At 66.4% G+C, this 22,623-nt stretch carries 25 protein-coding genes; 8 read left to right on the top strand and 17 right to left on the bottom strand.

Annotated features, from left to right (window positions below; all coding sequences use genetic code 11):
- Nucleotide 1 precedes the first annotated feature (1 nt).
- The 11 genes from mraY to I603_RS13240 all read right to left on the bottom strand — a co-directional run bounded on the left by mraY (nucleotide 2) and on the right by I603_RS13240 (nucleotide 10,902).
- Nucleotides 2–1,072 (bottom strand): phospho-N-acetylmuramoyl-pentapeptide-transferase, encoded by a 1,071-nt coding sequence (gene mraY, locus I603_RS13290; RefSeq protein WP_068865699.1) that lies wholly within the window; start codon nucleotides 1,070–1,072, stop codon nucleotides 2–4.
- Nucleotides 1,073–1,105: 33 nt separating this feature from the next.
- Nucleotides 1,106–2,593: a UDP-N-acetylmuramoyl-tripeptide--D-alanyl-D-alanine ligase gene (locus tag I603_RS13285; protein WP_068865698.1), complete on the bottom strand. Its 1,488-nt coding sequence runs from the start codon at nucleotides 2,591–2,593 to the stop codon at nucleotides 1,106–1,108.
- Nucleotides 2,593–4,083: a UDP-N-acetylmuramoyl-L-alanyl-D-glutamate--2,6-diaminopimelate ligase gene (locus tag I603_RS13280; protein ID WP_068865697.1), complete on the bottom strand. Its 1,491-nt coding sequence runs from the start codon at nucleotides 4,081–4,083 to the stop codon at nucleotides 2,593–2,595. Before I603_RS13280 ends, I603_RS13285 begins: the two co-directional genes overlap by 1 nt.
- Nucleotides 4,083–5,798 carry a peptidoglycan D,D-transpeptidase FtsI family protein gene (locus I603_RS13275; protein ID WP_068865756.1) on the bottom strand — a complete coding sequence of 572 codons (1,716 nt, stop codon included), beginning with the start codon at nucleotides 5,796–5,798 and terminating at the stop codon, nucleotides 4,083–4,085. Before I603_RS13275 ends, I603_RS13280 begins: the two co-directional genes overlap by 1 nt.
- A gap of 5 nt (nucleotides 5,799–5,803) precedes the next feature.
- Entirely contained in the window at nucleotides 5,804–6,349 is a 546-nt protein-coding gene (locus tag I603_RS13270) for a hypothetical protein (RefSeq protein WP_068865696.1), read from the bottom strand.
- Nucleotides 6,346–7,299, bottom strand: a complete 954-nt coding sequence (gene rsmH, locus I603_RS13265) for a 16S rRNA (cytosine(1402)-N(4))-methyltransferase RsmH (RefSeq protein ID WP_068865695.1) — start codon at nucleotides 7,297–7,299, stop codon at nucleotides 6,346–6,348. The genes I603_RS13270 and rsmH overlap by 4 nt, the downstream gene beginning before the upstream one ends.
- A complete protein-coding gene (locus I603_RS13260; protein ID WP_068865694.1) occupies nucleotides 7,299–7,793 on the bottom strand; it encodes a division/cell wall cluster transcriptional repressor MraZ in 495 nt (164 codons plus the stop codon). Before I603_RS13260 ends, rsmH begins: the two co-directional genes overlap by 1 nt.
- A gap of 386 nt (nucleotides 7,794–8,179) precedes the next feature.
- Complete coding sequence (locus I603_RS13255; RefSeq protein WP_068865693.1) at nucleotides 8,180–8,980, bottom strand: hypothetical protein; 801 nt, start codon at nucleotides 8,978–8,980, stop codon at nucleotides 8,180–8,182.
- Nucleotides 8,961–9,386 (bottom strand): hypothetical protein, encoded by a 426-nt coding sequence (locus tag I603_RS13250; protein WP_232305398.1) that lies wholly within the window; start codon nucleotides 9,384–9,386, stop codon nucleotides 8,961–8,963. Before I603_RS13250 ends, I603_RS13255 begins: the two co-directional genes overlap by 20 nt.
- Entirely contained in the window at nucleotides 9,383–10,411 is a 1,029-nt protein-coding gene (locus I603_RS13245; RefSeq protein WP_068865692.1) for a cysteine synthase A, read from the bottom strand. The genes I603_RS13250 and I603_RS13245 overlap by 4 nt, the downstream gene beginning before the upstream one ends.
- Nucleotides 10,412–10,584: 173 nt before the next feature.
- Nucleotides 10,585–10,902 carry a 2Fe-2S iron-sulfur cluster-binding protein gene (locus I603_RS13240; RefSeq protein ID WP_068865691.1) on the bottom strand — a complete coding sequence of 106 codons (318 nt, stop codon included), beginning with the start codon at nucleotides 10,900–10,902 and terminating at the stop codon, nucleotides 10,585–10,587.
- Nucleotides 10,903–11,008: 106 nt separating this feature from the next.
- On the opposite strand from I603_RS13240, the gene I603_RS13235 reads away from it, so the two are divergent.
- Nucleotides 11,009–11,626 (top strand): DNA-3-methyladenine glycosylase family protein, encoded by a 618-nt coding sequence (locus tag I603_RS13235; protein ID WP_068865690.1) that lies wholly within the window; start codon nucleotides 11,009–11,011, stop codon nucleotides 11,624–11,626.
- A 70-nt stretch (nucleotides 11,627–11,696) separates the two neighbouring features.
- Here I603_RS13235 and I603_RS13230 read toward each other — a convergent pair whose 3' ends face one another.
- Nucleotides 11,697–12,506: a hypothetical protein gene (locus I603_RS13230; RefSeq protein ID WP_068865689.1), complete on the bottom strand. Its 810-nt coding sequence runs from the start codon at nucleotides 12,504–12,506 to the stop codon at nucleotides 11,697–11,699.
- A gap of 186 nt (nucleotides 12,507–12,692) precedes the next feature.
- Between I603_RS13230 and I603_RS13225 the strand changes: the two genes are divergently transcribed.
- The gene (locus I603_RS13225; RefSeq protein WP_084440114.1) at nucleotides 12,693–14,774 is read left to right on the top strand and encodes a S9 family peptidase; all 2,082 of its coding nucleotides are present in this window, start codon (nucleotides 12,693–12,695) and stop codon (nucleotides 14,772–14,774) included.
- A gap of 71 nt (nucleotides 14,775–14,845) precedes the next feature.
- Nucleotides 14,846–15,655, top strand: coding sequence for an SDR family oxidoreductase (locus I603_RS13220; protein ID WP_068865688.1), 810 nt, complete (start codon nucleotides 14,846–14,848; stop codon nucleotides 15,653–15,655).
- Between the two features lie 31 nt (nucleotides 15,656–15,686).
- On the opposite strand, the gene I603_RS13215 is transcribed toward I603_RS13220, so the two are convergent.
- Both I603_RS13215 and I603_RS13210 read right to left on the bottom strand, forming a co-directional pair.
- A complete protein-coding gene (locus I603_RS13215; protein WP_068865687.1) occupies nucleotides 15,687–16,187 on the bottom strand; it encodes a hypothetical protein in 501 nt (166 codons plus the stop codon).
- A 92-nt stretch (nucleotides 16,188–16,279) separates the two neighbouring features.
- Nucleotides 16,280–16,579 carry a 4a-hydroxytetrahydrobiopterin dehydratase gene (locus I603_RS13210; protein ID WP_068865686.1) on the bottom strand — a complete coding sequence of 100 codons (300 nt, stop codon included), beginning with the start codon at nucleotides 16,577–16,579 and terminating at the stop codon, nucleotides 16,280–16,282.
- A gap of 64 nt (nucleotides 16,580–16,643) precedes the next feature.
- Here I603_RS13210 and ccmA point away from each other — a divergent pair, with 64 nt between their 5' ends.
- Genes ccmA through I603_RS13195 form a run of 3 tightly spaced genes read left to right on the top strand, consistent with a single transcriptional unit; the run spans nucleotide 16,644 to nucleotide 18,579 of the window.
- Entirely contained in the window at nucleotides 16,644–17,270 is a 627-nt protein-coding gene (gene ccmA / locus I603_RS13205) for a heme ABC exporter ATP-binding protein CcmA (protein ID WP_068865685.1), read from the top strand.
- A complete protein-coding gene (locus tag I603_RS13200; RefSeq protein ID WP_068865684.1) occupies nucleotides 17,267–17,917 on the top strand; it encodes a heme exporter protein CcmB in 651 nt (216 codons plus the stop codon). Before ccmA ends, I603_RS13200 begins: the two co-directional genes overlap by 4 nt.
- Nucleotides 17,917–18,579 (top strand): hypothetical protein, encoded by a 663-nt coding sequence (locus I603_RS13195; RefSeq protein WP_232305397.1) that lies wholly within the window; start codon nucleotides 17,917–17,919, stop codon nucleotides 18,577–18,579. The genes I603_RS13200 and I603_RS13195 overlap by 1 nt, the downstream gene beginning before the upstream one ends.
- A gap of 40 nt (nucleotides 18,580–18,619) precedes the next feature.
- Here the strand turns inward: I603_RS13195 and I603_RS13190 are convergent, their stop codons facing one another.
- The 3 genes from I603_RS13190 to I603_RS13180 all read right to left on the bottom strand — a co-directional run bounded on the left by I603_RS13190 (nucleotide 18,620) and on the right by I603_RS13180 (nucleotide 20,717).
- The gene (locus I603_RS13190) at nucleotides 18,620–18,922 is read right to left on the bottom strand and encodes a GIY-YIG nuclease family protein (protein WP_068865682.1); all 303 of its coding nucleotides are present in this window, start codon (nucleotides 18,920–18,922) and stop codon (nucleotides 18,620–18,622) included.
- Between the two features lie 67 nt (nucleotides 18,923–18,989).
- Nucleotides 18,990–19,817 carry a type I methionyl aminopeptidase gene (map, locus tag I603_RS13185; RefSeq protein WP_068865753.1) on the bottom strand — a complete coding sequence of 276 codons (828 nt, stop codon included), beginning with the start codon at nucleotides 19,815–19,817 and terminating at the stop codon, nucleotides 18,990–18,992.
- Between the two features lie 33 nt (nucleotides 19,818–19,850).
- The gene (locus tag I603_RS13180; protein WP_232305396.1) at nucleotides 19,851–20,717 is read right to left on the bottom strand and encodes a DUF4163 domain-containing protein; all 867 of its coding nucleotides are present in this window, start codon (nucleotides 20,715–20,717) and stop codon (nucleotides 19,851–19,853) included.
- Nucleotides 20,718–20,780: 63 nt separating this feature from the next.
- Here I603_RS13180 and I603_RS13175 point away from each other — a divergent pair, with 63 nt between their 5' ends.
- Nucleotides 20,781–22,166 carry a leucyl aminopeptidase family protein gene (locus tag I603_RS13175; RefSeq protein WP_068865681.1) on the top strand — a complete coding sequence of 462 codons (1,386 nt, stop codon included), beginning with the start codon at nucleotides 20,781–20,783 and terminating at the stop codon, nucleotides 22,164–22,166.
- Between the two features lie 90 nt (nucleotides 22,167–22,256).
- Nucleotides 22,257–22,619: an SH3 domain-containing protein gene (locus I603_RS13170; RefSeq protein WP_068865680.1), complete on the top strand. Its 363-nt coding sequence runs from the start codon at nucleotides 22,257–22,259 to the stop codon at nucleotides 22,617–22,619.
- The last annotated feature ends 4 nt before the right edge of the window (nucleotides 22,620–22,623 follow it).

Raw genomic sequence — 22,623 nt, 5'->3', positions numbered from 1 at the left:
TCTACCTCAGCTTGAGCGTCGAAAGACCGATCAGCGCCAGCACGATGGCGATAATCCAGAACCGGATCACGACCTTGCTCTCGCTCCAGCCAAGCTGTTCGAAATGGTGATGGATCGGAGCCATGCGGAACACCCGCTTGCCGGTGCGCTTGAACCAGAACACCTGCACGATCACGCTGACCGCTTCGAGCACGAACAGCCCGCCGACGATGGCGAGCACCACCTCGTGGTGGCTCGCAACCGCAATCGCCCCCAGGGCGCCGCCCAGCGCCAGGCTGCCCGTGTCGCCCATGAACACCGCGGCCGGCGGCGCGTTGAACCACAGGAAGGCCAGCCCCGCGCCCATGATCGCGGCGCAGAAGATCGCCAGTTCGCCAGCGCCAGGTACATGCGGGATGCCCAGATAGGCGCTGAAATCCGCACGGCCCACGAGATAGGCGATGATCGCGAAGGTGCCGGCCGCGATGATCACCGGCATGATCGCAAGACCATCCAGCCCGTCGGTCAGGTTCACCGCATTGCCCGCGCCCACGATCACGAAGGCGGCGAAGACGTAATAGGCCGGCCCCAGCGGAATGCTCACGCCCGACAGGAAAGGCAGGTAGAGATTGGTGTTGATCTGGCTGACGATCAGCCACGCGGCGATGCCCGCCACCACGAATTCGAGCGCGAGCCGCACCCGGCCCGGAACGCCCGCATGGCTGTTCTTGGAAACCTTGTCATAATCATCGAGGAAACCGATGAACCCGAAACCGATCGTCACCGCCAGACAGGCCCATACGAAAGGGCTTGAAAGGTCCATCCACAAGAGCAGGGATGCGGTCAGCGCGGTCAGGATCATCAGCCCGCCCATGGTCGGCGTGCCGCGCTTGGCAAGGTGGGTCTGCGGCCCGTCCTCGCGGATCGGCTGGCCCTTGCCTTGCCGCACGCGCAGGAAATTGATGAACCGCTCACCGATAAGCAAGCCGATCACCAATGCGGTCATCAGCGTCGCACCGGCACGAAAACTCTGGTAGCGCACCAGATTGAGGATGCCGTCGAAGCCCAGCCATTCGGCAAGCAGATAGAGCATTCAGTCGTTCCTCGGCGCCCGTTGCTTCGGGCTTCAGGCTCCCGCTGCGGTTCCGGCGGGAGAGTTTTCGATAAAGTGCGACACCAACCTGCCCAGACCGACCGAGTTGGAGCCCTTCACAAGCACCGCATCGCCCGGCGCAAGGCTCCATTGTTCCAGCAACGCGATCGCCTCGACAGGTGTTTGGCAATGCGCGAAGGCAATGGGCTTGCCAAGCGAATTGCCGGTGCCTTTCCCCAGTTCCTCGGCAAGCGCGCGCATCTCCTCTCCGACGAGGATCGTATAGGCGACGCCCGCCTCGGCAAGCGGCTCGGCCAGCTGGCGGTGGAAAGCCTCGGTAAAGTCGCCCAGTTCCTTCATGGAGCCGAGCACAGCAAGGCGGCGGCTGGCGGGGGTGGCCGCCAGCGCCTTCAAGGTGGCGCGCATCGAGGCGGGGTTGGCGTTGTAGCTCTCGTCGATCATCAGCGCCTCGCCGCCCGGCACAGCGATCCGGTGACGCGCACCGCGGCCCTTCAATCCCCCCATTTCGGCGAGCGCCAGCCCCGCGCTGGCAAGATCGCCCCCAGCCGCGCGCACCGCCGCCATCACACCCAGAGAATTGACGATCCAGTGTTCGCCGGGCTCTGCGACATGATAGCAGATGCGTCTCTCGCCGAGGTCGGCGGTGACCAGCGCGCCGCCGCCCGGCGCCGGAATTGCATCGAGCAGCCGCACATCGGCCCCGGCGCTGCGCCCGAAGGTGACAATGGTCGCACCGCAATTCCTGGCATGGCCGATCAGGCGCCCGGCCCATTCGCTGTCGGCGGGAATGACTGCGGTGCCACCGGGCAGCAAGCCGGTAAAGATCTGCGCCTTCTCGTCCGCAATCGCCTCGAGGCTACCGAGGTTTTCGATGTGCGCGGGCGCGATGGTGGTGATCAGCGCGACATGCGGGCGCACGTGATCGGCCAGCGGCGCAATCTCGCCCGAATGGTTCATCCCCATCTCGAACACGCCGAACCTGGCCCGTGCAGGCAGGCGGGCAAGGCTGAGAGGCACGCCGACATGGTTGTTGTAGCTGCGCACCGAACGATGCGCCGCGCCCCGGCTGGCGCGATCAAGGCAGGCAAAAATCGCCTCCTTCACCCCGGTCTTGCCGACCGATCCGGTAATGCCGATGCGGATAGCGTGTGAGCGCTCACGCGCGAAATGCGCAAGGTCGTGCAGCGCCTTCGTGGTGTCCGCGACAAGGATGTGGGGGTAGTCGACCGGACGATCGACGATCGCAGCAACCGCTCCCTTTTCAAAGGCCTGGGGGATGAACCTGTGACCATCCATCGCCTCGCCCCGCAAGGCAACGAAGACGTCGCCCGGCTTGACATCGCGCGAGTCCATCTCGACGCCCGCGGCGGCAAAATCGTGACTTGTGACGCCGCCGGTTGCGGCCACGATCTCGGCAGCGGTCCACAACGACATCGGCAGCGCATCGCGCTCAGCGACGGGCCACTGGCGCAGCATCGGGTGGGCAAGCGATACGTTCATCACCCCAAGCCTCCGGAAGATTGGCCTCCGGCGCATTCGCGCGCCACTTCGACATCGTCGAACGCTTCGATCCGCATGTTTTCTCCTGACCCGAAAATCTGCCCTTGCTCGTGGCCCTTGCCGGCGATCAGCACAATATCGTCCGGCCCGGCTTCCCCGACAGCTTCGGCAATTGCTGCACGGCGATCGCCGGTTTCGCGTGCTGCGCTTCCCGCTCCTGCCATGATCGCGGCGCGGATGGCGGCGGGATCCTCGCTGCGGGGGTTGTCGTCGGTAATGATCACCAGATCGGCTCCGCGCGCAGCGACCGCGCCCATTTCCGTCCGCTTGCCGCTGTCACGATCCCCGCCCGCTCCGAACACCGCGATCAGCCTGCCACCCGGACCCACATGCGGGCGCAGCGCAGCAATTGCCGCCTCCAGCGCATCGGGCGTATGAGCATAGTCCACATAGGCCGGTGCCCCCGCCTGATTGATCGCCGCACGCTCAAGCCGTCCGCGCACGGGCTGCAGACGGCCCAGCGCGTCAAACACCGTCGTGGCGGCGACACCCGTCGCCAGCGCCAGTCCCGCCGCCACCAGCGCATTGGCCGCCTGGTAGGCGCCGATCAGCGGCAGATTGACCTTCCGCACCTCGCCTTCATGTTCGATGGCAAGAAGCTGCCCCAGCTGTCCGGGTTCGCGCGAGATCAGGCGCAGGAAGTTTCCGCCCTCGCCCACGGTCAGCACCTTGAGCCCGCGCGCCTCGGCCTGGCGTATTGCCCGGGCGGTCCAGTCCGAACCGTCGCCTGCGTCATGGATCACTGCCGGGCTGCCAGCGGCCACGACCTCGGTAAAGAGCCGCATCTTGGCCGCGAAGTAGTTCTCCATCGTGCCGTGATAGTCGAGATGGTCGCGGCTGAAATTGGTGAAGGCGCTGGCCGAGACCGTCAGCCCTTCGTTGCGATACTGGTCGAGGCCGTGGCTCGATGCCTCGTAGGCGACATGGGTCACGCCCTCGCGCGCAAGACCCGCCATGTTGGCGAGGAAGGTGACGATGTCGGGGGTGGTCAGCCCGGTCGAAACCGAACCGTCAGGCGTGGTGACGCCCAAGGTTCCGATGCTCGCCGCCCGCTCTCCGGCCATGCGCCAGATCTGGCGGGTCATCTCGACGGTCGAAGTCTTGCCGTTGGTGCCGGTGACCGCGACGATGGTTTCCGGAACGGGCGCGAAAAAGCCCGCCGCCAAACGCGCGAACGCCCGGCGGGGCTCGGCATCGGCGATGTGGAGTGCACCCGCGAACTCGGCTTCGGGCCGCGCAACGACCGCCACTGCCCCTGCCTCGATTGCTGCGGGGATAAAATCCTCGCCGTTGAAGGTGCCACCGGCAAAGGCGCCGAACACCGTGCCGGGGGCGACCTTGCGATGATCGATGGCAAAGCCCGTTACCGCCACCTCATCCGCCTCTCCGCTGGCTAGCCCGGCGCGCGCAAGCAGGTCGCCGAGCCGCATCAGTGCTTGTCCACGAGGTAGCGCAGGTCGGAAATGTCGACATCGCGGCGTTCGTCGGGCTGGACGCCCAGCATCGGCCCGATGCGCGGCACCAACCGGCCGACAACCGGCGCGGCGGTGAATGCGGCGGTGCGCTGGTAGGAACTGGCGATGGTTCCCTTGGGCTCGTCAATCACCACCACCACGACATAGCGCGGCGCATCCAGCGGGAAGGCCGAAGCGAAGGAGGAGATCAGCGAGGTCTTGGCATAGCCGCCACCGCTCGCCTTCTCGGCCGAACCGGTCTTCCCGCCCACCCGGTAGCCCGGCGCATCGGCGCTGCGCCCGGTGCCGTAGAGCGAGATCATGCGCAGCATCTGGCGCATGCGCGAGGAGGTCGATTCCTTGAACACGCGCCGTCCGCGCGGGATGTCCTTCCTGTCGAGCTTCATCAATGTCGCCGGACGCCAGATCCCGCCATTGACCATCGCGGCATAGGCACTGGCCAGATGTAGCGGGGTGACCGCGAGGCCGTGACCATAACTGACCGTCATGTTGGTCACCCGGCTCCACTTGCCACCCGGAAACAGCGGCTTTCCGCGCGCGGGCAGCTCGATGAAGGGGCGGGCATCCATACCCAGATCAATCATGGCACGGCGCAAGCGTTCCGGGCCGAGTTCGTCGGCCACACGCGCGGTGACGGTATTGGAGGAATAGACCAGCGCCTGCGGCACATTGAGCGTCGCGCCCTTGGGCTTGAGATCCTTGATCGTGCTGCGCCCGACCTGCACCGGCTCGGCGTTCCACGCGCGGCCCAGATCGCGCACCACGCCCGCATCCATCGCCGCCGCCACGCTCAGCGGCTTGAAGGTCGAACCAAGTTCGTAAACCCCGTTGGTGACACGGTTGAAGACGTTCTTCGCTCCGCTTGCCCCTGCCACATTGGGATCGAATTCGGGCAGGGAGGCCATCGCCATCACCTCGCCGCTATCGACATCAAGCACGATGCCCGCCGCGCCGAGAGCATTGGTCTCCAGCATCCCGCGCCGCAGTTCATCCTCCAGCGCGCCCTGCACGCGCACATCGAGCGATAGCGCCACCGGCTCTGCGCGAAGGTCGGGATCGGACAGGCGATCATCCAGCACCTGTTCCATGCCGAGCTTGCCGCCCTCGCCCTCCACGACATAGCCCAGCACATGCGCGGCGAGCGTGCCTTGCGGATAATGACGGTCGGTCTCGCGCGGGATCTCGAGCGCGACTTCGCCCAGTGCGAACACCTTGTTGGCCTCTTCGGGCAGGATGCGGCGGCGCAGATAGCCCGCACGGCCCGAGGCGAGGCGGCGCGCCATGCGTGCCTCGTCGATATCGGGGAAGATCGCCTTCAATTCGCGCGCCACCTGTTCAGGCGAGCGCACCAGCGGCGCGCCGTCATCGCCCATCGCCTTGGGATCGAACCACAGCGCGTAGGCCGGGAAGGCGCGCGCCAGCGGCACGCCATTGCGATCGGTGATCTCCCCGCGCGACGGCAACAGCGCCTCTTCCAGACTGGTGCGCTCGGGCACCTGTCCGGCAAAGGCGAGCGAGGCGATGCGCACCAGCGCGACAAGCGCCACGAGCACAAAGCCGAGCATGATCCACAGCACCCGGAAACGCGCGGTCCATAACAGCCGCGCGCGCAGGTTGAGACGCTGGACGCGTCCCGCAGGGATCGAGGGGACGGCCGCAGTGGCCGCCATGGCGTTCATTCGCCTTTCCCCTTTGCGCTCAGTGTCTGGGCCTGCGCGGCACGGATCGGCGAGGCATCGATCAGGAAATCGCCAAAGGCTTCAGTGACGACCTGCCCGGCATCCTTCTCGCTTGCAGCCGAGGCGAGCGTCACTGCCGCGCCCGAAACCGGCGAGCGCATGGGGCCAGCATCCACGCGAGCAGCTTGCGCCTCGCCGCCGGTTTCGGCTCGGGCCAGCATGACCGGTGCGGGCGCATCCGGCCCGCGCCGCTGGCCGAGGCTCGCAAGCTGGCGGGTGCCATCGAGAAACTGGTCGGCGCGCGGCGCCTCGTAGCCGAACTCGACCGCATTCCACGCCGCGAGCTGGCGCTGGCTGGCGCGGGTCTGGAACTCCGTCTCCAGCAGCAGGGTCTCGCGCTGTAGCGCGAGGATCTGGCGTTCGGCCAGCAACACCTCGCTCTTGACCGCATGGACCTTGAAGCTGAGGCCCACCACCATCGCAAGACAGATCGTCAGAACCGCCATCCATCCAAGCGAACGCGCGTGTAAGCCGGTCATCATGCCGCCATGCTCCTTGGCTGGGCGCCGGTGCGGATCGCATGGCGCAGGGTGGACGAACGCGCGCGCGGATTGCGCAGCGTCTCGGCCTCGGACGGGCGGATGCCCTTCGAGACGCGGGTGAAGGTCGGCGGCGGGCCGGGGATCTCGCCGGGCAGATGGCGCGACACGGCCCGACCGGCGCCACTGCGTTCGCGCAGGAAGTGCTTCACGATGCGGTCTTCGAGGCTGTGAAAGCTGACCACGGCCAGCACCCCGCCCTCGCCCAGCAGCGCCTCGGCCGCCGCCATCCCGGCTTCGAGCTCGCCCAGTTCATCGTTCACATGGATGCGCACCGCCTGGAAGGTGCGGGTCGCCGGGTCTTTCTTGTCATGCGGCTTGTGACCCAGCGCGCGGCGCACCACGCGGGCAAGTTCGCCGGTGGTCGCGAGCGGCCGCGCGGCGACGATGGCGCGGGCCACGCGGCGCGACTGGCGTTCCTCGCCATAGCGGTAGAGCACATCGGCAATCGCTTCCTCGTCAGCGGTATTGAGGAAGTCGGCGGCGCTTTCCCCCGCCTGGCTCATGCGCATGTCGAGCGGGCCGTCATGCATGAAGGCAAAGCCGCGCTCGCTTTGGTCAAGCTGCATCGAGGACACGCCGATATCCATGACGACCGCATCAACCCGGGTGATGCCGAGCGCGGCAAGTTCCTCGCGCATCTGGGAAAATCGCCCGGAATGCAGCGCAAGGCGGCCCGCATGGCGCGCCACCAGCGCCTGCCCGGCGGCGATGGCATCGGGATCGCGGTCGAAAGCGTGGACGCGCGCACCTGCCTCCAGCAAGGCGGTGGTGTAGCCGCCCGCACCGAAGGTCGCATCGACAATGGTCATGCCCGGGCGCGGCGCGATGGCGGCGACGACTTCATCGAGCAGCACGGGAATGTGGGGCGCAGATCTGGGGTCGAGCGACATCACGCGCCCCCCTTCTTCGCGGCGGCGACCAGCTTGGCGCAGCTTGCCTGCGCGCCTTTCCATTCCGGGCCCATGCGGGCGAGTTCTTCGGGATTCCAGACGAAGAAGAAATCGCCGGCTCCCTGGAAATAGAGACCCTCGCCGACCTTGCCGAGATCGCGCAGGTGTTCGGGCATGACGAAGCGGCCGGAATCATCGAAGGGCATCTGCTCGAAACCGAACAATTGCTGGGCGCGCACCTCACGGTCGAAATCGGTCTTGCCGAGGCGGGTCGCGCGTTCTTCCTCGCGGTCGAGCTGGTCGTGGAGCTGGGCCTTGCGCGACAGGCCGAAGCCGACGAGGCAATCGAAGCGGTCATGCGCAGCAAGACACAGGATGCGGTTGCCGTCCGAGCTTTCCTTCACCGCCTTGCGGAAGGCGGCAGGCAGGACAAAGCGGCCCTTGTCGCCGGCGGGCGAGTAGGCTTGGCCGCTATATCCTCCGAAAGCCGACACCTGGCCCTTCCCCTCCTGCCCCTGTGTCCGGGCCTCCCCACGAGGCCCCGGACGTCTTCAGACACGCCTTCCCCGTCGCCGCTCACGCGCAAGCGCCGGCGGCGCGCCGGCTCCACCAGCCGAACGCGTTGCAAACAGGCATGTTTGATGGACTACGGTATTATCGAGGAAGGTCGGGGGATGGAAGGGGTTTTTCGGGGATATTGCGGGAAAACTTGTTAAAAATCTGAATCTCCTCAATTTTCTGTATACAGCGTAAGAACACCTAGACTACGAAAATCACATGATCCGGGGGATTCAAGCGACCTGAAACGGGCATTTCCCGCAATTTCCCATGTCCGGACCGCCACCGAGTCCCGCCTCTCCCGCGATTTCCCCGATGGGCCCTATTCGAATGCGGCGGCGAGCAGCGCGGCGAGGATTTCCCCTTCCTCGCCCGCCAGTGCGGGATGCTCGAACACCGCGGCATCGGCAAGCAGGGTAACGCGCCCCTGTCCCACCGCGCAGCGCGCTGCCGCGCCGCCGGCGACCAGCGTGCATTGCCCAGCGGCGGGATCGACGATCGTCACCTGACCCGCCAGCACCAGCGGGAAGGCCGCTGTGCCAAGGCGCTCATTGCGCACCGCGACCTCCTGCGCATCGTCAAAGCGGATGGCCATGCCCCAGCGCGCCACGACCGGCGGGATCAGCGCGGAATCCACCGGACGGCGCGGGTCGCCGAGCGGCAGGTCATATTCCCCCGTCAACGCCGGATCGAGCACCAGCAGCAGGCGCCCGCCCTCCCGCACCCACGCATCAAGCGCGACATTGTCGGCAGGCGACAGCCCGCGCGGCTGGATCACCGCCAACCGCGCCAATCCGGCCAGCGGGTCGACCTCGGGCGCATCCGGAGACAGGGCGGGAGCCGGCGAGAGCGTGTCGAGCGGGTAGATTGCATGATCGCGCTCCAGCACCTTGCGCTGCCACGGGGCCGGCGCATCCGCTGCGGCGAGATCGGCGATCCCGGCCCCCTGCGGCCAGTAAAGGGGCAGACTGGTCATCAGCGCCAGCGGCGGACGATCGCCGGGGGAAGCGGAATCGGCCGGTGCCGCGCCATCGTGTCCTGCCTGTGACGTCGCACCGCATCCAGCCAGCGCCATCAGGACACTGACCAGCAGCGCAATACCTCTATGGTGCGGGTGCATCATTGCCCGGCGCGGTGTCCGGAGCCGGCAGGTCGAGCGGCGCGACCGGCGTCGGGCTGGGCTCGGCAGCGATATCGGGCACGACGCCCGCATCGGCAAGCGGGTTCGCCTGGGTCGGCGTTGCCGTCGGCTCGGTGGTCGGCGCTGCCTCGGGAACGGCGGCCTCTTCGGTGATGTCCGCCTGGCTGCCGATGATGCTGGCAAGCCCCACCAGCAGCACCATCGCAGCAATTCCGAACAGACCGATCTGGAGGCGCTGGAGCGCTTCCTGGCGGGCCTGGTTCGCCGGTGTCGCAGGCTGGGCGTTCACCGGCAGATCGCCCGCGCCCGGTGCCGCATCGCCCCCTCCCGCATACAGACTGCGCTGGGTCATCGCGCGCAGCCTTGCCATGAGGGAGGCAGGCGTCACGCGCGTTCCTCTGCCCGCCGGACCAGCCAGTCGAACACCGGCAGGCCCTTCGCTGCCAGCCAGTCCGGGTTGTAGAGCGTGGAGAGATAGCGAAAGCCGGTATCGCACAGGATCGTGACGACTTGCGGATTGTCTCGCCCCTCTGCGACCAGTTCACGGCCGAGCTGCACCGCGCCTGCGACATTGATGCCGGAGGACAGGCCGAGACACAGTCCTTCCTCGCGCAGCAATCGGGCGACCCAATGCAGCCCTTCCTCGTCACTGACGCGGTATTGCGTGTCGATGGCCGCGCCTTCGAGATTGGCGGTGATGCGTCCCTGCCCGATGCCCTCCGCGACAGACGAGCCTTCAGCCTTCAGCTCGCCATGGGCGTAATAATTATACAGCGCCGCGCCATGCGGATCGGTCAGCGCAATGCGGATATTCTCGTCGAAGGCCTTGAGGCCGAGGCCCACGCCCGCAATCGTCCCGCCGGTGCCGGCCGCGCAGGTAAAGCCGTCAATCCTGCCACCGGTCTGCTCCCAGATTTCGGGCGCGGTGCCTTCGATGTGGGCGCGGCGGTTGGCGATATTGTCGAACTGGTTGGCCCAGACTGCACCAGGCGTCTCTTCCGCCAGGCGGCGCGAGGTGTGGACGAAGTGGCCGGGATTGGCGAACTTGGTCGGCGGCACCAGCACCAGTTCGGCGCCAAGCGCCCGCAGGGTGTCCATCTTTTCCTGCGACTGGTTGTCCGGCATGACGATGATCGTCTTGTAGCCGCGCGCATTCGCCACCAGCGCGATGCCGATACCGGTATTGCCCGCGGTGCCTTCGACCACCGTCCCGCCCGGCTTCAATTCCCCGCGCGCCTCGGCATCGCGGATGATCCACAGCGCCGCGCGGTCCTTCACCGAAGAACCGGGATTGGCAAATTCGCATTTGCCGTAAATGTCGCAGCCGGCGGCCTTGCTCGGGCCGGCGAGCCGCACCATCGGCGTGTTGCCGATCAGCGCGAGCGTATCGCCAAAGGGGCGGGTGATGTTCATGGGGCCAGAGTTAGGCGCTGTTTCTCGTGCGGGCAAGGCGCACCAGAGCATCTGTCAGTCTCGACGCGATGCGCCGCAAGCCCAAGCGGGCACCCGCAAGCGGTCAGCCGCCACACGGCAGAAACAGCGCCGAGGACGGGCTCGCGCAAGGCGAGCCCGCAATCAGGAAGGCCTCAATCTTCCGGCGCGATCGTGACGTGCAACCCGTCAAGCTCGGCGGTGAAGGGGATCTGGCACGACAGGCGGCTGGTGGGCGCACGGTGATCGGAGGATTCGAGCAGGTCGTCCTCGTCCTCGCTGATCGCGGGCAGCTTGTCGGCGAAAGCCGGATCGACATGCACGTGGCAGGTCGCGCACGAACAGCAGCCGCCGCACAGTGCCAGCAGCTCGTCGAAGCCATTGTCGCGGATCGCTTCCATCACGGTCAGGCCGTCATCGACGCTGATCTCGCTGGTTTCGCCTTCGCGATTGGTGACGACCAGTCTGGGCATGGGTGCAGATCCTTTTCGGCTATTGGGCGCAATTCAGTGCGCTGGGAGAGTGGTGGATGCGCTGCTAAGACAGTCTTTCGCGCAAGGCAAGTTAAGGAAAGTGGCAGTGGGGCTGACGGCGGAAAAATTGCGCGAGGGCCTCGATTGCCTCGCCACGCGCGAGCCGCGCCTTGCCGCGGAGCTGGCGCGCATCGGCTATCCCGAACCACGCATCCGCCCGCCCGGCTTCAAAACGCTGCTGCGCACCATCGTCGGCCAGCAGGTCTCGGTCGCGGCGGCCGCTTCGATGTGGCGCAAGCTGGAGGCGGAACTGGGTGCGGATTTCACCCCCGGCTGCCTGCTGGCGCGGGATTTCGACACCTTGCGCGCCTGCGGACTGTCGCGCCAGAAGCAGGGCTATGCCCGGTCCTTGTGCGAACTGGCCCACGCGGGCGAGCTCGATTTCCATGCCCTGCCCGCCGACGACGAGGAAGCGATCGCCCGGCTCACCCGGATCAAGGGCATCGGCCGCTGGTCGGCGGAAATCTACCTGCTGTTCGCCGAAGGCCGCCCGGATATCTGGCCCGCTGGCGATCTCGCCGTGCAGGAGGGGGTGAAGCGGTTGCTGGACCTGCCTGAACGACCGGCGGAGAAAGCCACCCGCGAGCTTGCCGAACCCTGGGCGCCGCAGCGCGGGAGCATGGCGATCTTCACCTGGCATTTCTACGCTAACCCGGCGCTCTAGACCGGATTCCGCATGAAAAAGGCCCCCGGCCGCGCGAAGGCGACCGGGGGCCTTTTCGCATTCGCCGGATTTACTGGCGGGTTGCCGTCCAGCGTACCACGCTATTGTCGCGCGGATCGGTGCTCACGCCGCGCAGCGTGTCGCCATCGACGGTGAGTTCGAGCACGCTGATTACCTCTCCATCGCGCGAATAGGTTTCGCGATAGACATTGTCGGAAACCTTCTCGACCGCCATCGTGCCGCCGGTCGTGTCTCCTTCGGGAGTCACCGGCTCGCCGCCCAGCGTGGCGGTGTAGCCGCCGCTGTTGCCGGTCGAGGTGATCGTATCCCCGTCGATCGCGTAGGTGAAGGTCAGTGCCGCGTCGCTCATCTCGCCAAGGCTGGCAACGTTCCAGTCACCGGAAACCGCGTGCGCGCCCTCGGGGGCTGCCGCGACGCGCGTATAGGTGGTCGAACCCTTGACCTCCTCATCGCCGTCGAAATCGGTCCAGTTCATGGTCAGGGTCTGGCCGTCTTCGCTGACCGTCCAGGTCGAGGTGCCCAGTTCCTTGTCACCCAGCCGGGAAGCCGTGGTCACCGTCCGGTCGTCGACGATGGTGTATTTGAGCGCGTCCACGCCGGGGCGATCGACTGTCACCCAATCGCCGTTGGCCGCCACCGAAAACGGCGGGATGCAGCTGTTGCAGGTATATGTCCCGTCGGCGAACGCAAAGCTGCTGGTGTCGTTTTCGAACTCCGCGGAGTCGAGATTGGCTTTCCACGTGCCGGCGAGCGAGCCGGACGCGGTGGCTTCGGCAGAGCCGTTCGCCGTTTCGCCACTGCACGCGGCAATCCCAAACGCAAGCGATGCAGCACACATCGCAGTCACAAATTTCTTCATAAGTTCCCCACTCCTAAATCGCACCCGTTAGGGGACGGTAGCACCGATTGCCCCTGCGACCAAATTTGCCACGGGAGCGATGGCATCGGGCGAATGATCCGCAGCGTCCGCGCGTGCCGACTTGAAGGACGGCGAAGGGTGTCTTAACTGCACAACACAGAGACGCAATTGAGAGGGAGAAACTCAATGCAGACCCGTTTCGCCCGCTTGCTCGCCGGCGGCGTTGCCGCTGCCGCCCTGACCCTGCCCGGCCTCGCCAGCGCCGACAGCCACACCGCCATTCCATCCGCCATGACCGGAGCCGCAATGACCAACGAATCCCAAGCCGCCCCCCTGATCCCGCGCAGCGCCCTGTTCGGCAATCCGACCCGCGCATCGGGCCAGATCAGTCCCGATGGCCAATGGCTGAGCTGGCTTGCACCCAAAGACGGGGTGCTCAACATCTGGCTGGCTCCGGTCGACAATCCCGACGCGGCGCGCGCCATGACCAGCGCCGCCGACCGCCCGATCCGCCAGTATTTCTGGTCGCCGGATTCGCGCGCGGTGATGTATATTCAGGACAAGGGCGGGGACGAGAACTTCCTGCTCTACAGCGTCGATGTGGCGAGCGGCGCGGAAACCACCGTCACCCCGTTCACCAACACGCGGGTCGAGATCATCGGCGCATCCAACACGATCAAGGACAAGCTGCTGCTCGGCATCAACAACCGCGATCCGCAATGGCACGATGTCTACCTGCTCGACATTCCCACCGGTGAACTGACGCTTGTCATGGAAAACAACGCCTATGCCGGGTTCATGGCCGATGACAGCCTGACCTTGCGCATGGCGATGAGCCAGAACGAAGCGGGCGGGACGGATTATTTCCGGGTCGAAGGCAACACGGTCGAAAGCGAACCTTTCGAGACCACGGCGATGGAGGATTCGCTCACCACCGGCCCTGCGGGCTACACCACCGATGGCGGCACGCTCTACTGGATCGACAGCCGCGGGCGCAACACCGCCGCCCTGTTCGCGCAGGACACCGCGACCGGCGCCAAGCGCCTGATTGCCGAGGACGACAAGGCCGACATCGGCAGCACCCTGCGCGATCCGCAGACCGGCGAGGTCGAGGCCTATGCGGTCGATTACCTCACGACCGAATGGCACGCGACCGACCCCGAAACCCGCGCCTCGCTCGATTGGCTGGACCAGCAGCTCGAAGGCGAATTCGGCGTCAGCAGCCGGACCGATGACGATAGGACCTGGATCGTCTGGAACGATCCGCTGACCAAGCCTGCGGCCACCTTCATCTATGATCGCGCGGCGCAGACGCTCACCCCGTTCTACATCTCCCGGCCCGAGTTGGAAGGCGCGCCGCTGGTGCCGATGCACCCGGTCGAGATTACCAGCCGCGACGGGCTGATCTTGCCGTCCTACCTCACGCTGCCGCCGATGAGTGACAGCGATGGCGATGGCCGCCCCGATCAGGCAGTGCCGATGGTGCTGCTGGTGCATGGCGGCCCCTGGGCGCGCGATGGCTATGGCTTCAATTCGCTCCACCAGATGCTCGCCAACCGCGGCTACGGCGTGCTGAGCGTCAATTTCCGTGGCTCGACCGGGTTCGGCAAGGACTTCATCAATGCCGGGAACAAGCAGTGGGGCCTGACAATGCACGATGACCTGATCGACGCGGTCGACTGGGCGGTTGCAGAGGGCATCGCGCAACCCGACAAGGTGGCAATCATGGGCGGCTCCTATGGCGGCTATGCGACGCTGGCGGGCCTCACCTTCACGCCCCAGACCTTTGCCTGCGGGGTGGATATCGTCGGGCCGTCCAATCTTGAAACCCTGCTCGCCTCGATCCCGCCCTACTGGGCGCCGATGGTCAAGATCTTCCACGAACGCATGGGCGATCCCGGCACCGAGGAAGGCCGCGCGCTGCTGCGCGCTGCCAGCCCGCTCTACAAGGCGGACCGGATCGAAAAGCCGCTGCTGATCGCGCAAGGGGCGAACGACCCGCGCGTCAAGCAGGCGGAAAGCGACCAGATCGTGGACGCGATGAAATCGGCCGGGATTCCGGTTACCTATGTGCTCTATCCGGACGAGGGCCACGGCTTTGCCCGGCCTGAAAACAACATCGCCTTCTTCGCCATCGCCGAGAACTTCCTGGCCGAATGCATCGGCGGGCGGGCCGAACCGCTGGGCGATGCGCTCAAGCCCTCAAGTGCCAGGATCATCGAGGGCGAGGAACATGTGAAAGGTCTGGAGGCTGCACTGGCAAGCTGATTTGGCCTGCTGACAAGCGCCGCGAGCCGCTCTAGGCAGGTTGCAAATAGCAATCGAGGGAGAGGCATCACATGAGCGAGAGGCGCAGCATTTTCATCACCGGCGGCGCGTCGGGCATCGGGCGCGCCGTTGCCCGCCATTTCGCCGAGCGCGGCTGGTTCGTCGGCATCGCCGATGTCAATGTCGAAGGGATGGAGGACACGCTCGGCCTGATCGCGGGCGGGTTCAAGTACATGCACCGCCTCGACGTGCGCGACCGGGCGGGCTGGGACGAGGCGCTGGCCGCCTTCAACACCGCTGCCGGATCGCGGATCGACGTGGTGGTGAACAATGCGGGGATCGGCACCGGCGGGCCGATCGCCGAGCTCGACAAGGACGAGATCGACCGCTGTCTCGACATCAACCTGCGCGGGGTGCTCTACGGCGCGCAGGCCGCCTATCCCTACTTGAAGGCGAGCGCGCCCGGCTCGGCGCTGGTAAACATCGCCAGCGCCGCAGGGATCACCGGCGGCAGCGGGATGAGCGTCTATTCCGCCACCAAGTTCGGCGTGCGCGGGATTGCCGAGAGCCTGGACGCCGAATGGGCGCCCGACGGGATCAAAGTCTCCTCGATCTGCCCGAGCTTTATCGAGACGCCGCTTCTGGACGGCACCGGCAACCGCAACACCAACGAGAACATCCGCACCCGCGTGACTGCCGCAGGGCTGGAGATCACCCCGGTCGAGGAAGTCGCGAAGGCGGTGTGGAACGCGGTCCACGGGGACGAACTGCACTACCTCGTCGGCAAGACCGCCCGCCAGCTCGCCTTCGCCAAACGCTGGATGCCGGGCAAGGTTAGGAAGCAGCAGCGTGCCGCCGGGCGGGGGATTTTGGGGCGTTAGGCCGCCTGCCCGCCATCCGCGTCGCTTTCGCTCAATCCTGCCAGATGATCTGCCGGTCGCACTTTTCGGGATCGGCCTTCCGTGCCTCATAGCTACGGTAAGCCGGCAGCATCCGCTGCGTGCCGGCTTCGATCGTCGCACGGCTCACAAGGTAGCTGTCGACGATGTCGTCCTCGCTGCGGTAGAACGTGATCGTCAGCGCCTCGGCATCGCCGAGCAAGGCCTTCACCTCGTGCGGCTTGAAGCAGGCAATGCCGTAAAAGCCTTTCCGGCGCGACACTTCCACTGGCGGGAGCGTTCGCTCGTCCGCCGCCAGTTGCGCCCACAGCTTGCCGCGCGTGCGCATGGTCTTGGGCGAGACAAGCAGGGTCTTGCCGCCCCAGCGCGAGAACGGCCCTTCCTCGACGAAGTGATACCGGTCGTGCTCGTCATAGGTGTAGATATACAAGGCGAGGCTCGCGCGGTCGGGCAGCCAGTGGGTCCAGCGCACCCAGAAGTGATCGGCATCCCACCAGTCGGTATCCTCGCGCACTTCGACATCTCAGACCGCTTGCGACGGCACCACCTGCGCGGAGGCGGCTTGCGCCATGGCCAGCAGCGCCAGCATCGCAGGGGCGCGGCGTATCACGCCAGCGCGTCGATGCTGGCGGCCAGCTTCGCATCCCGCGCCGACAGCCCGCCGCTCTCCCCGGCATCATGGGTGGTCAGCGTCACCTCGACCTTGGCATAGACGTTGAACCATTCGGGGTGGTGGTCCTGCGCCTCGGCCAGCAGCGCCACCCGGCTCATGAAGCCCCAGGCCTCGGAGAAATCCCCGAACTGGAAGGTGCGGGTGATCGCCTTGCCTTCACGCCCAAGGCTCCAATCAGGGTGGTCGGCGAGCAGCTGTTCGGTTTCCTGCGCGTCGAGTTCGGGGACGGCCATGGCGGGGGCTCCTTGTTCGTGATCGCTTGTTTGGGCAGGCCCTTTTCCCTAACGCTGCACGCCAATGCAACCCTCGCTGCCGACCCTTGCCGCTGACAATCTCGCCTGCCGCCGGGGGGATAGGCTGCTGTTCCGGCGGCTGTCGTTCCGGCTGGAGGCGGGTGCGGCGTGCCATGTGACGGGGGCGAACGGCGCGGGCAAGACAACGCTGATCCGCGCGCTTGCCGGACTGACAACGCCCTATGCGGGCGCGGTCATGCGCGAGGGCGCGCTGGCGCTGCTCGATGAGCGCACGGGGCTCGATCCCGATCTGCCGCTGGGCCGTGCGCTGGCCTTCTGGTTTGGGCTCGACACCGCGCCCGACACGGGGACGATGATAGCGCGCCTCAGGCTCGACGCGCTGGCCGAGGTGCCGGTGCGCTATCTCTCCACCGGACAGAAAAAGCGCGCGGCACTGGCGCGGGTGCTGGGCCAGGGTGCGGGCGTGTGGCTGCTTGACGAGCCGCTGTCGGGACTCGACACCGACTCGCAAGGTCTGGTGATGGAGCTCGTGCGCGAGCACTGCGCTGACGGCGGGATTGCGCTGATCGCCTCGCACCAGCCGCTCGACCTGCCGGGGATGACCAGTTTCGCGATCGAGGACTTCGCGCCTGCCCTCGAAGATCTGGCCGAACAGGACGAGGACGCATGATATTCGCCCTGCTCCGCCGCGATCTGGCGCAATTCTTCCCCTTCACCGGCAGCGGCGCGGCGCTGCCTGTCGTGTTCTTCGTCGCCGTCGCGATGCTGTTCCCCTTCGCGGTCGGGCCGGATGCCAACCTGATGGCGAAAACCGGCGGGGGCGTGGTGTGGATCGCGGCGCTGCTGGCGGCGATCCTGCCGCTCGAAAAGCTGGTGGCGCGCGACATTGACCTCGGCTTCTTCGATCAGCTCAGACTGCGCGGCATGGCCGAGGAGGCAATGATGGCTGTCCGCCTCGCCGCCCACTGGCTGAGCTTCGGCCCGCCGCTGGTGCTGGCGACCTTCCCGGCGGCCGCGCTGCTCAAGATCGAGGGTGAGACGTTCCAGATCCTCCTCCTGGGGCTGCTGGCAGGCACGCCGGGCCTTGCCGCGATCGGGTTGATGATCGCCGCGCTCACCGCCAGCTTGCGCGCAGGCGCGGCGCTTTCGGGCCTGCTGCTGATCCCGCTGGCGCTGCCGATCCTGATTTTCGGTGCCGGTGCGCTGGCGCGTCAGGATCAAGTGAGCCTCGGCTTCGTTGCAGCCATAAGCCTCGCGCTGGTGGCCCTCGCTCCGTTTGCGGCGGGCGCCGCGATCCGGGCGGCAAGGGAGAACTAGTGAGAGCGCCAGAAAGTCACGTCCGCGCCAATGAACTGATGGGCAATATCGCGCTGGGGCTGCTGGGCTTCACGCTGCTGGCCTTCGGGCTGAAAGCCGTTGTCCACCCCGAAGTGCAGGCGCGCTATACGCCGATCGTGGTGTTCCATGCAGGCAGCATGGTCGGCTGGCTCGCGCTACTGGTCACCCAGGCCTTCGCCGCCGCGCGCTTCAGGCTGGCCGTGCACCGGGCTTTTGGCCGCGCCTCGCTGGCGCTGGTGGCGGCGATGCTGGTGAGCGGCGGGGTGATTTCGTGGCGGATCAGCGAGGAACTGGGCCGCCCCGAGGTGACGGTGGTGAACCTCGCTGCCTTTGCGACCTTCATTCCGCTATATATCCTCGCCATTCGCTATGCGAGGCAACGCGACATTGCCGCGCACCGGCAGGCGATGCTGATCGCAACGCTGGCGCTGATGACGCCCGCCTATGCCCGCGTGGTGCAGGTGCTGGGCCTGCCCGATCCGGTCGCGATTGGCGTGCAGCCGCCGATCACGATCCTGATCGCCTGCGGCTATGATTGGGTGCTGCATGGGCGGGTGACGCGGCCGGTGCTGGCGATGCTGGGCTTTTCGGTCGGTCTGGTGGTGGTGATGAGCGCGGTGCTGGCGGTGCTTTTCCTCTGACCCAACCGTCTCCCCGGCCTTGAGCCGGGGCCCCGCTTCTTCACTTCAGGACATCGTCGAAGAGATCACGCCAATCCGGATTACCCTTCTCGACCAGCGCAAACTTCCACTCACGCCGCCAGCGCTTGATGCGCTTCTCCTGATCCATTGCTTCCTGCATGGTCGGTAAAAGCTCCATCCAGACCAACCGGGTCAGGCCATATTCGGCGCAGAACTTCGAGCCTTGTCCGTCGCGATGCTGGGTGATGCGAAAAGCCAGATCAGCGGTCGATCCGACATAGATCGTCCAGCGATAACGGTCGGCCATGATGTAGACCCAGCCGCCCTGTTGTTCGCGATCCATGATCTCAGGAAACAGGAAAGCGGGACCCCGGGTCAAGCCCGGGGAGGCGTTAAATCAAAGGGCTGGACTAGAAATAAGGCGGGCAGTCCCGCCCCGTCGGGCTCTTGGTGAAGATCTCGTTGCCCGTTTCCGTGATCGCGATCGAATGCTCGAACTGCGCCGACAGGCTCTTGTCGCGCGTCACCGCGGTCCAGCCATCGCCGAGCACTTTCGCCCACGGCTTGCCCGCATTGATCATCGGTTCGATGGTGAAGAACATGCCCGGCTTCAATTCCGGCCCCGTCCCCGAGCGGGCGGCGTGGACCACCTCGGGCGCGTCGTGGAACAACCGGCCGAGGCCATGGCCGCAGAACTCGCGCACCACGCCATAACGGAACTGCGCTGCATGCGCCTCGATCGCCGCGCCGATATCGCCCAGCCGCGCGCCGGGCTGTGCCGCTGCGATGCCGAGCATCAGGCATTCATAGGTCACTTCGACCAGCTTCTTCGCCTTCAAGGGCGGCTCGCCCGCGTAGAACATGCGGCTGGTGTCGCCGTGCCAGCCGTCGACCAATGGCGTCACGTCGATGTTGAGAATGTCGCCATCTTTCAACACCTTGTCACCCGGAATGCCGTGACAGATCACATGGTTGATCGAAATGCACGAGGAATGCGCATAGCCGCGATAGCCCAGCGTCGCGGGAATCGCGCCCGCATCCAGCATCATCCCCCGGATCGCATCGTCGAGCGCGCCCGTGGTCACCCCCGGGCGCACCAGATCGGCGCAGGCATCGAGGATCTCGGCGGCCAGCCTCCCGGCCTTGCGCATCCCTTCGAAGCCTTCGGGCGTGTGCAGCTTGATCGTGCCGTCGCGGTAGACGGTCTCATCGCCGTCAACGAGTTGATATTCGTGCATGGCCGTCCACATAGCGACCCGCTGCGTGAATTGCTACTTCCCCGGCGCGAATGCCGCCTTGTATTCGGGTTTGACCGCATCGAGCACGGCCTGCGTAACCGGAAGGGTCACTTCATACGGCCCCTCGGCATAGGAGCCCGCGACATAGGGCGCGGCGATCAGCCCGATGCGGTCGAAAGCCGCCTTGCCTGCCGAGCCTGCCAGCAGCGTGAGATCGCTGACCGGCGGACAGGGGAAAAACCCGTCATCGCTGAAGTCCGCACCCAGCCGCGTCTTTTTCTCGATCTTGAGCGCATAGCACCACGCCTCGCCCAGCGCGTCCTGAAGCGCCGCTTGGGAGGTGAACATGGCCTCGGGCGCGATCGCCGCGCCGGCCTCCCGGTCCCACACCAGCCCCTCGAAATCCGAATTGCCATGCGCGCCGCCGGTGTAGAGATAGATATCGGCCGAGAGCGAAAGGTAGCGCGGCAGGTCGGCGACCACTTGCCATTCCTTCGAATAGCTCAGCGACTTGCAGCCCGCACAATCCTCGCCCGCGAATTCGGCAAGCGCCGTGTCCCAGTCGGATTTCTGACCGGCCAATGCCGTGTCGCGCTCGGCGGCGAGGCTTTCGGCCAGTGCGGGAATGGCGGAGACTTCTGCAGGCCACGCATAGGCGAATTCGCGCTTGCCACCGTCCTTTTCGGCATTGTCGGCGAAGGCCACGGCCTCGGAGCCGGTGCTTGCCGCCGCTTCGGCAGAGGCGGTTGCCCCGGCCATGTCTTCGGGCGATGAGCAGCCCGCGCCAAGCAGGCCGATAGCCAGCGCCAGACCCGCGCCAGCGCGCGCCAGACCCCCGCTCGACCCCTGCCAGACCTGCCCTTGCGGGTGTTTCATGTGGAACATTGCGCCGTGCATCATCTCTCCCCTCCCCTTCAGCGAATCTGCTGGTGACAATCGTCCGGCTGCGATTATGGAACAGGCATGAGCGAACCCAAAGACCTGATCCAGCCCGACCGCGGGCAGGACGCCATTGCCATCCATCTCGTCAACAAGGACGGTTTCGAAGCTTTCGCCAAAGGCCTCAGCGCCGGCCAGCGCGCGGCGCTTGCGGCACAGAAATTCGAGGGTGGCGGCTATCAGGTCGGGATCGTCCCCGAAGGGGATTCATGGTTCGCGGTGGGCGGTATCGCCAATCCCGAAAGCCTGTCGAGCTGGTGTCTCGCCAAACTCGCCGAGGAACTGCCCGAAGGCACCTATCGGCTTGCCAATATCGAAGCAGGCCCGGCGATGTTCGGCTGGATCACCGGGCAATATCGCTTTTGCCGCTACAAAAGTGATGACAAGCCGCAAGGCCCGCGCATCCTGCTGACCACGCAGGTCGGCCAGATCGATGCCGCCACCGCCGAGGCGCAGGCCGAATGCTTTGTGCGTGATCTGGTCAATACCCCGGCCGAGGACATGGGCCCCGCAGCGCTCGAGGCGGAATGCGAAAAGCTTGCCAAGGCGCACAAGGCCGAACTCACCGTGGTCCGCGGCGATACGCTGGAACAGGGCTATCCGATGGTTCATGCGGTCGGGCGGGCAGCGGCGCGTGCGCATGCGCCGCGGCTGATGCACCTCACCTGGGGCGATCCGTCACACCCGGTGCTGGCGGTGGTCGGCAAGGGCGTATGCTTCGATTCGGGCGGGCTCGACATCAAGCCGTCATCGGGCATGCGGCTGATGAAGAAGGACATGGGCGGCGCGGCCCACGCGATCGCGCTGGCGGGCCTCGTCATGGGCGCGCGGCTGAAGGTGCGGCTGCACCTGCTGATCCCGGCGGTCGAGAACGCGATTTCGGGCGCCTCCTTCCGCCCCGGCGATGTGCTCGCCAGCCGCAAGGGCCTTACCGTCGAGATCCACAACACCGATGCCGAAGGGCGGCTGATCCTTGGCGATGCGCTGACCCGCGCTTCGGAGGAAAGCCCCGATCTGGTCGTCGATTTCGCCACGCTGACCGGCGCGGCGCGAGTCGCGCTCGGCCCCGATCTGCCCGCGATGATGGCGCGGCGCGACGAGACGGCGGAGGCGTTTCTGGCGGCGGGCAAGGCCAATGACGATCCGCCCTGGCGGCTGCCGCTTCCTGACGCCTATCGCGAATACCTTTCGTCGGACGTGGCCGACATGGCCAACGCGTCGGCCAATCCCTTCGCCGGAGCAAGCGTCGCTGGCCTGTTCCTCGACCGCTTCGTGGGCGACGGGATCGACTGGGTGCATTTCGACACCTTCGCCTGGAACCCCACCCCGCGCCCTGGCCGCGCACGCGGCGGGCGCGGGCTGGGCCTGCGCGCCGCATGGCACGCGATCCGCGATCGATACGGCGCCTGAGCTTGCCCCGCAGGCCGCTTGCCGCTAACGGGCCTGCCACGCCGGTGCAGGGGAGAGCACGGGCGGGCCACGAGAGTTGACGGAACGCAGATGAGCGGCGCCACACGCGACACGACGGAATATGCAGTGCCCCAAGGCGTGCTGGGTCTGAAAGGGCCGGTCGAAAAGCCCGCGCCCGGCACCCTGCCGCTGCGCGGTGATCTGGCGCATATTGCGCTCGCCGGGAGCCATCTCGCCGCCCATTACGTCATCCCGCATCAGCGGTCGGTGGGGGAAGCGGGCGCTGCCTTGCGGCTCGCCCCGCGCGACGACAGCGAATCCTTCACCACGCTGGCGCCCGGCAGCCGTTTCGAGCTGCTCGATGTCGCGGGCGAATGGGTGTGGGGTTGCCCTGGCCCGCAAGGCCCTTCGGGATGGTGCCGGGCGAGTGAACTCGCCCCTGCCGAGGGCTGAACGC

Origin of the sequence: Erythrobacter dokdonensis DSW-74 (genome assembly GCF_001677335.1) — a bacterium.
Lineage (GTDB): Bacteria > Pseudomonadota > Alphaproteobacteria > Sphingomonadales > Sphingomonadaceae > Erythrobacter > Erythrobacter dokdonensis.
Note: the sequence above shows the minus strand (reverse complement) of the source record. Positions and strands in the feature narration are given on the sequence as shown.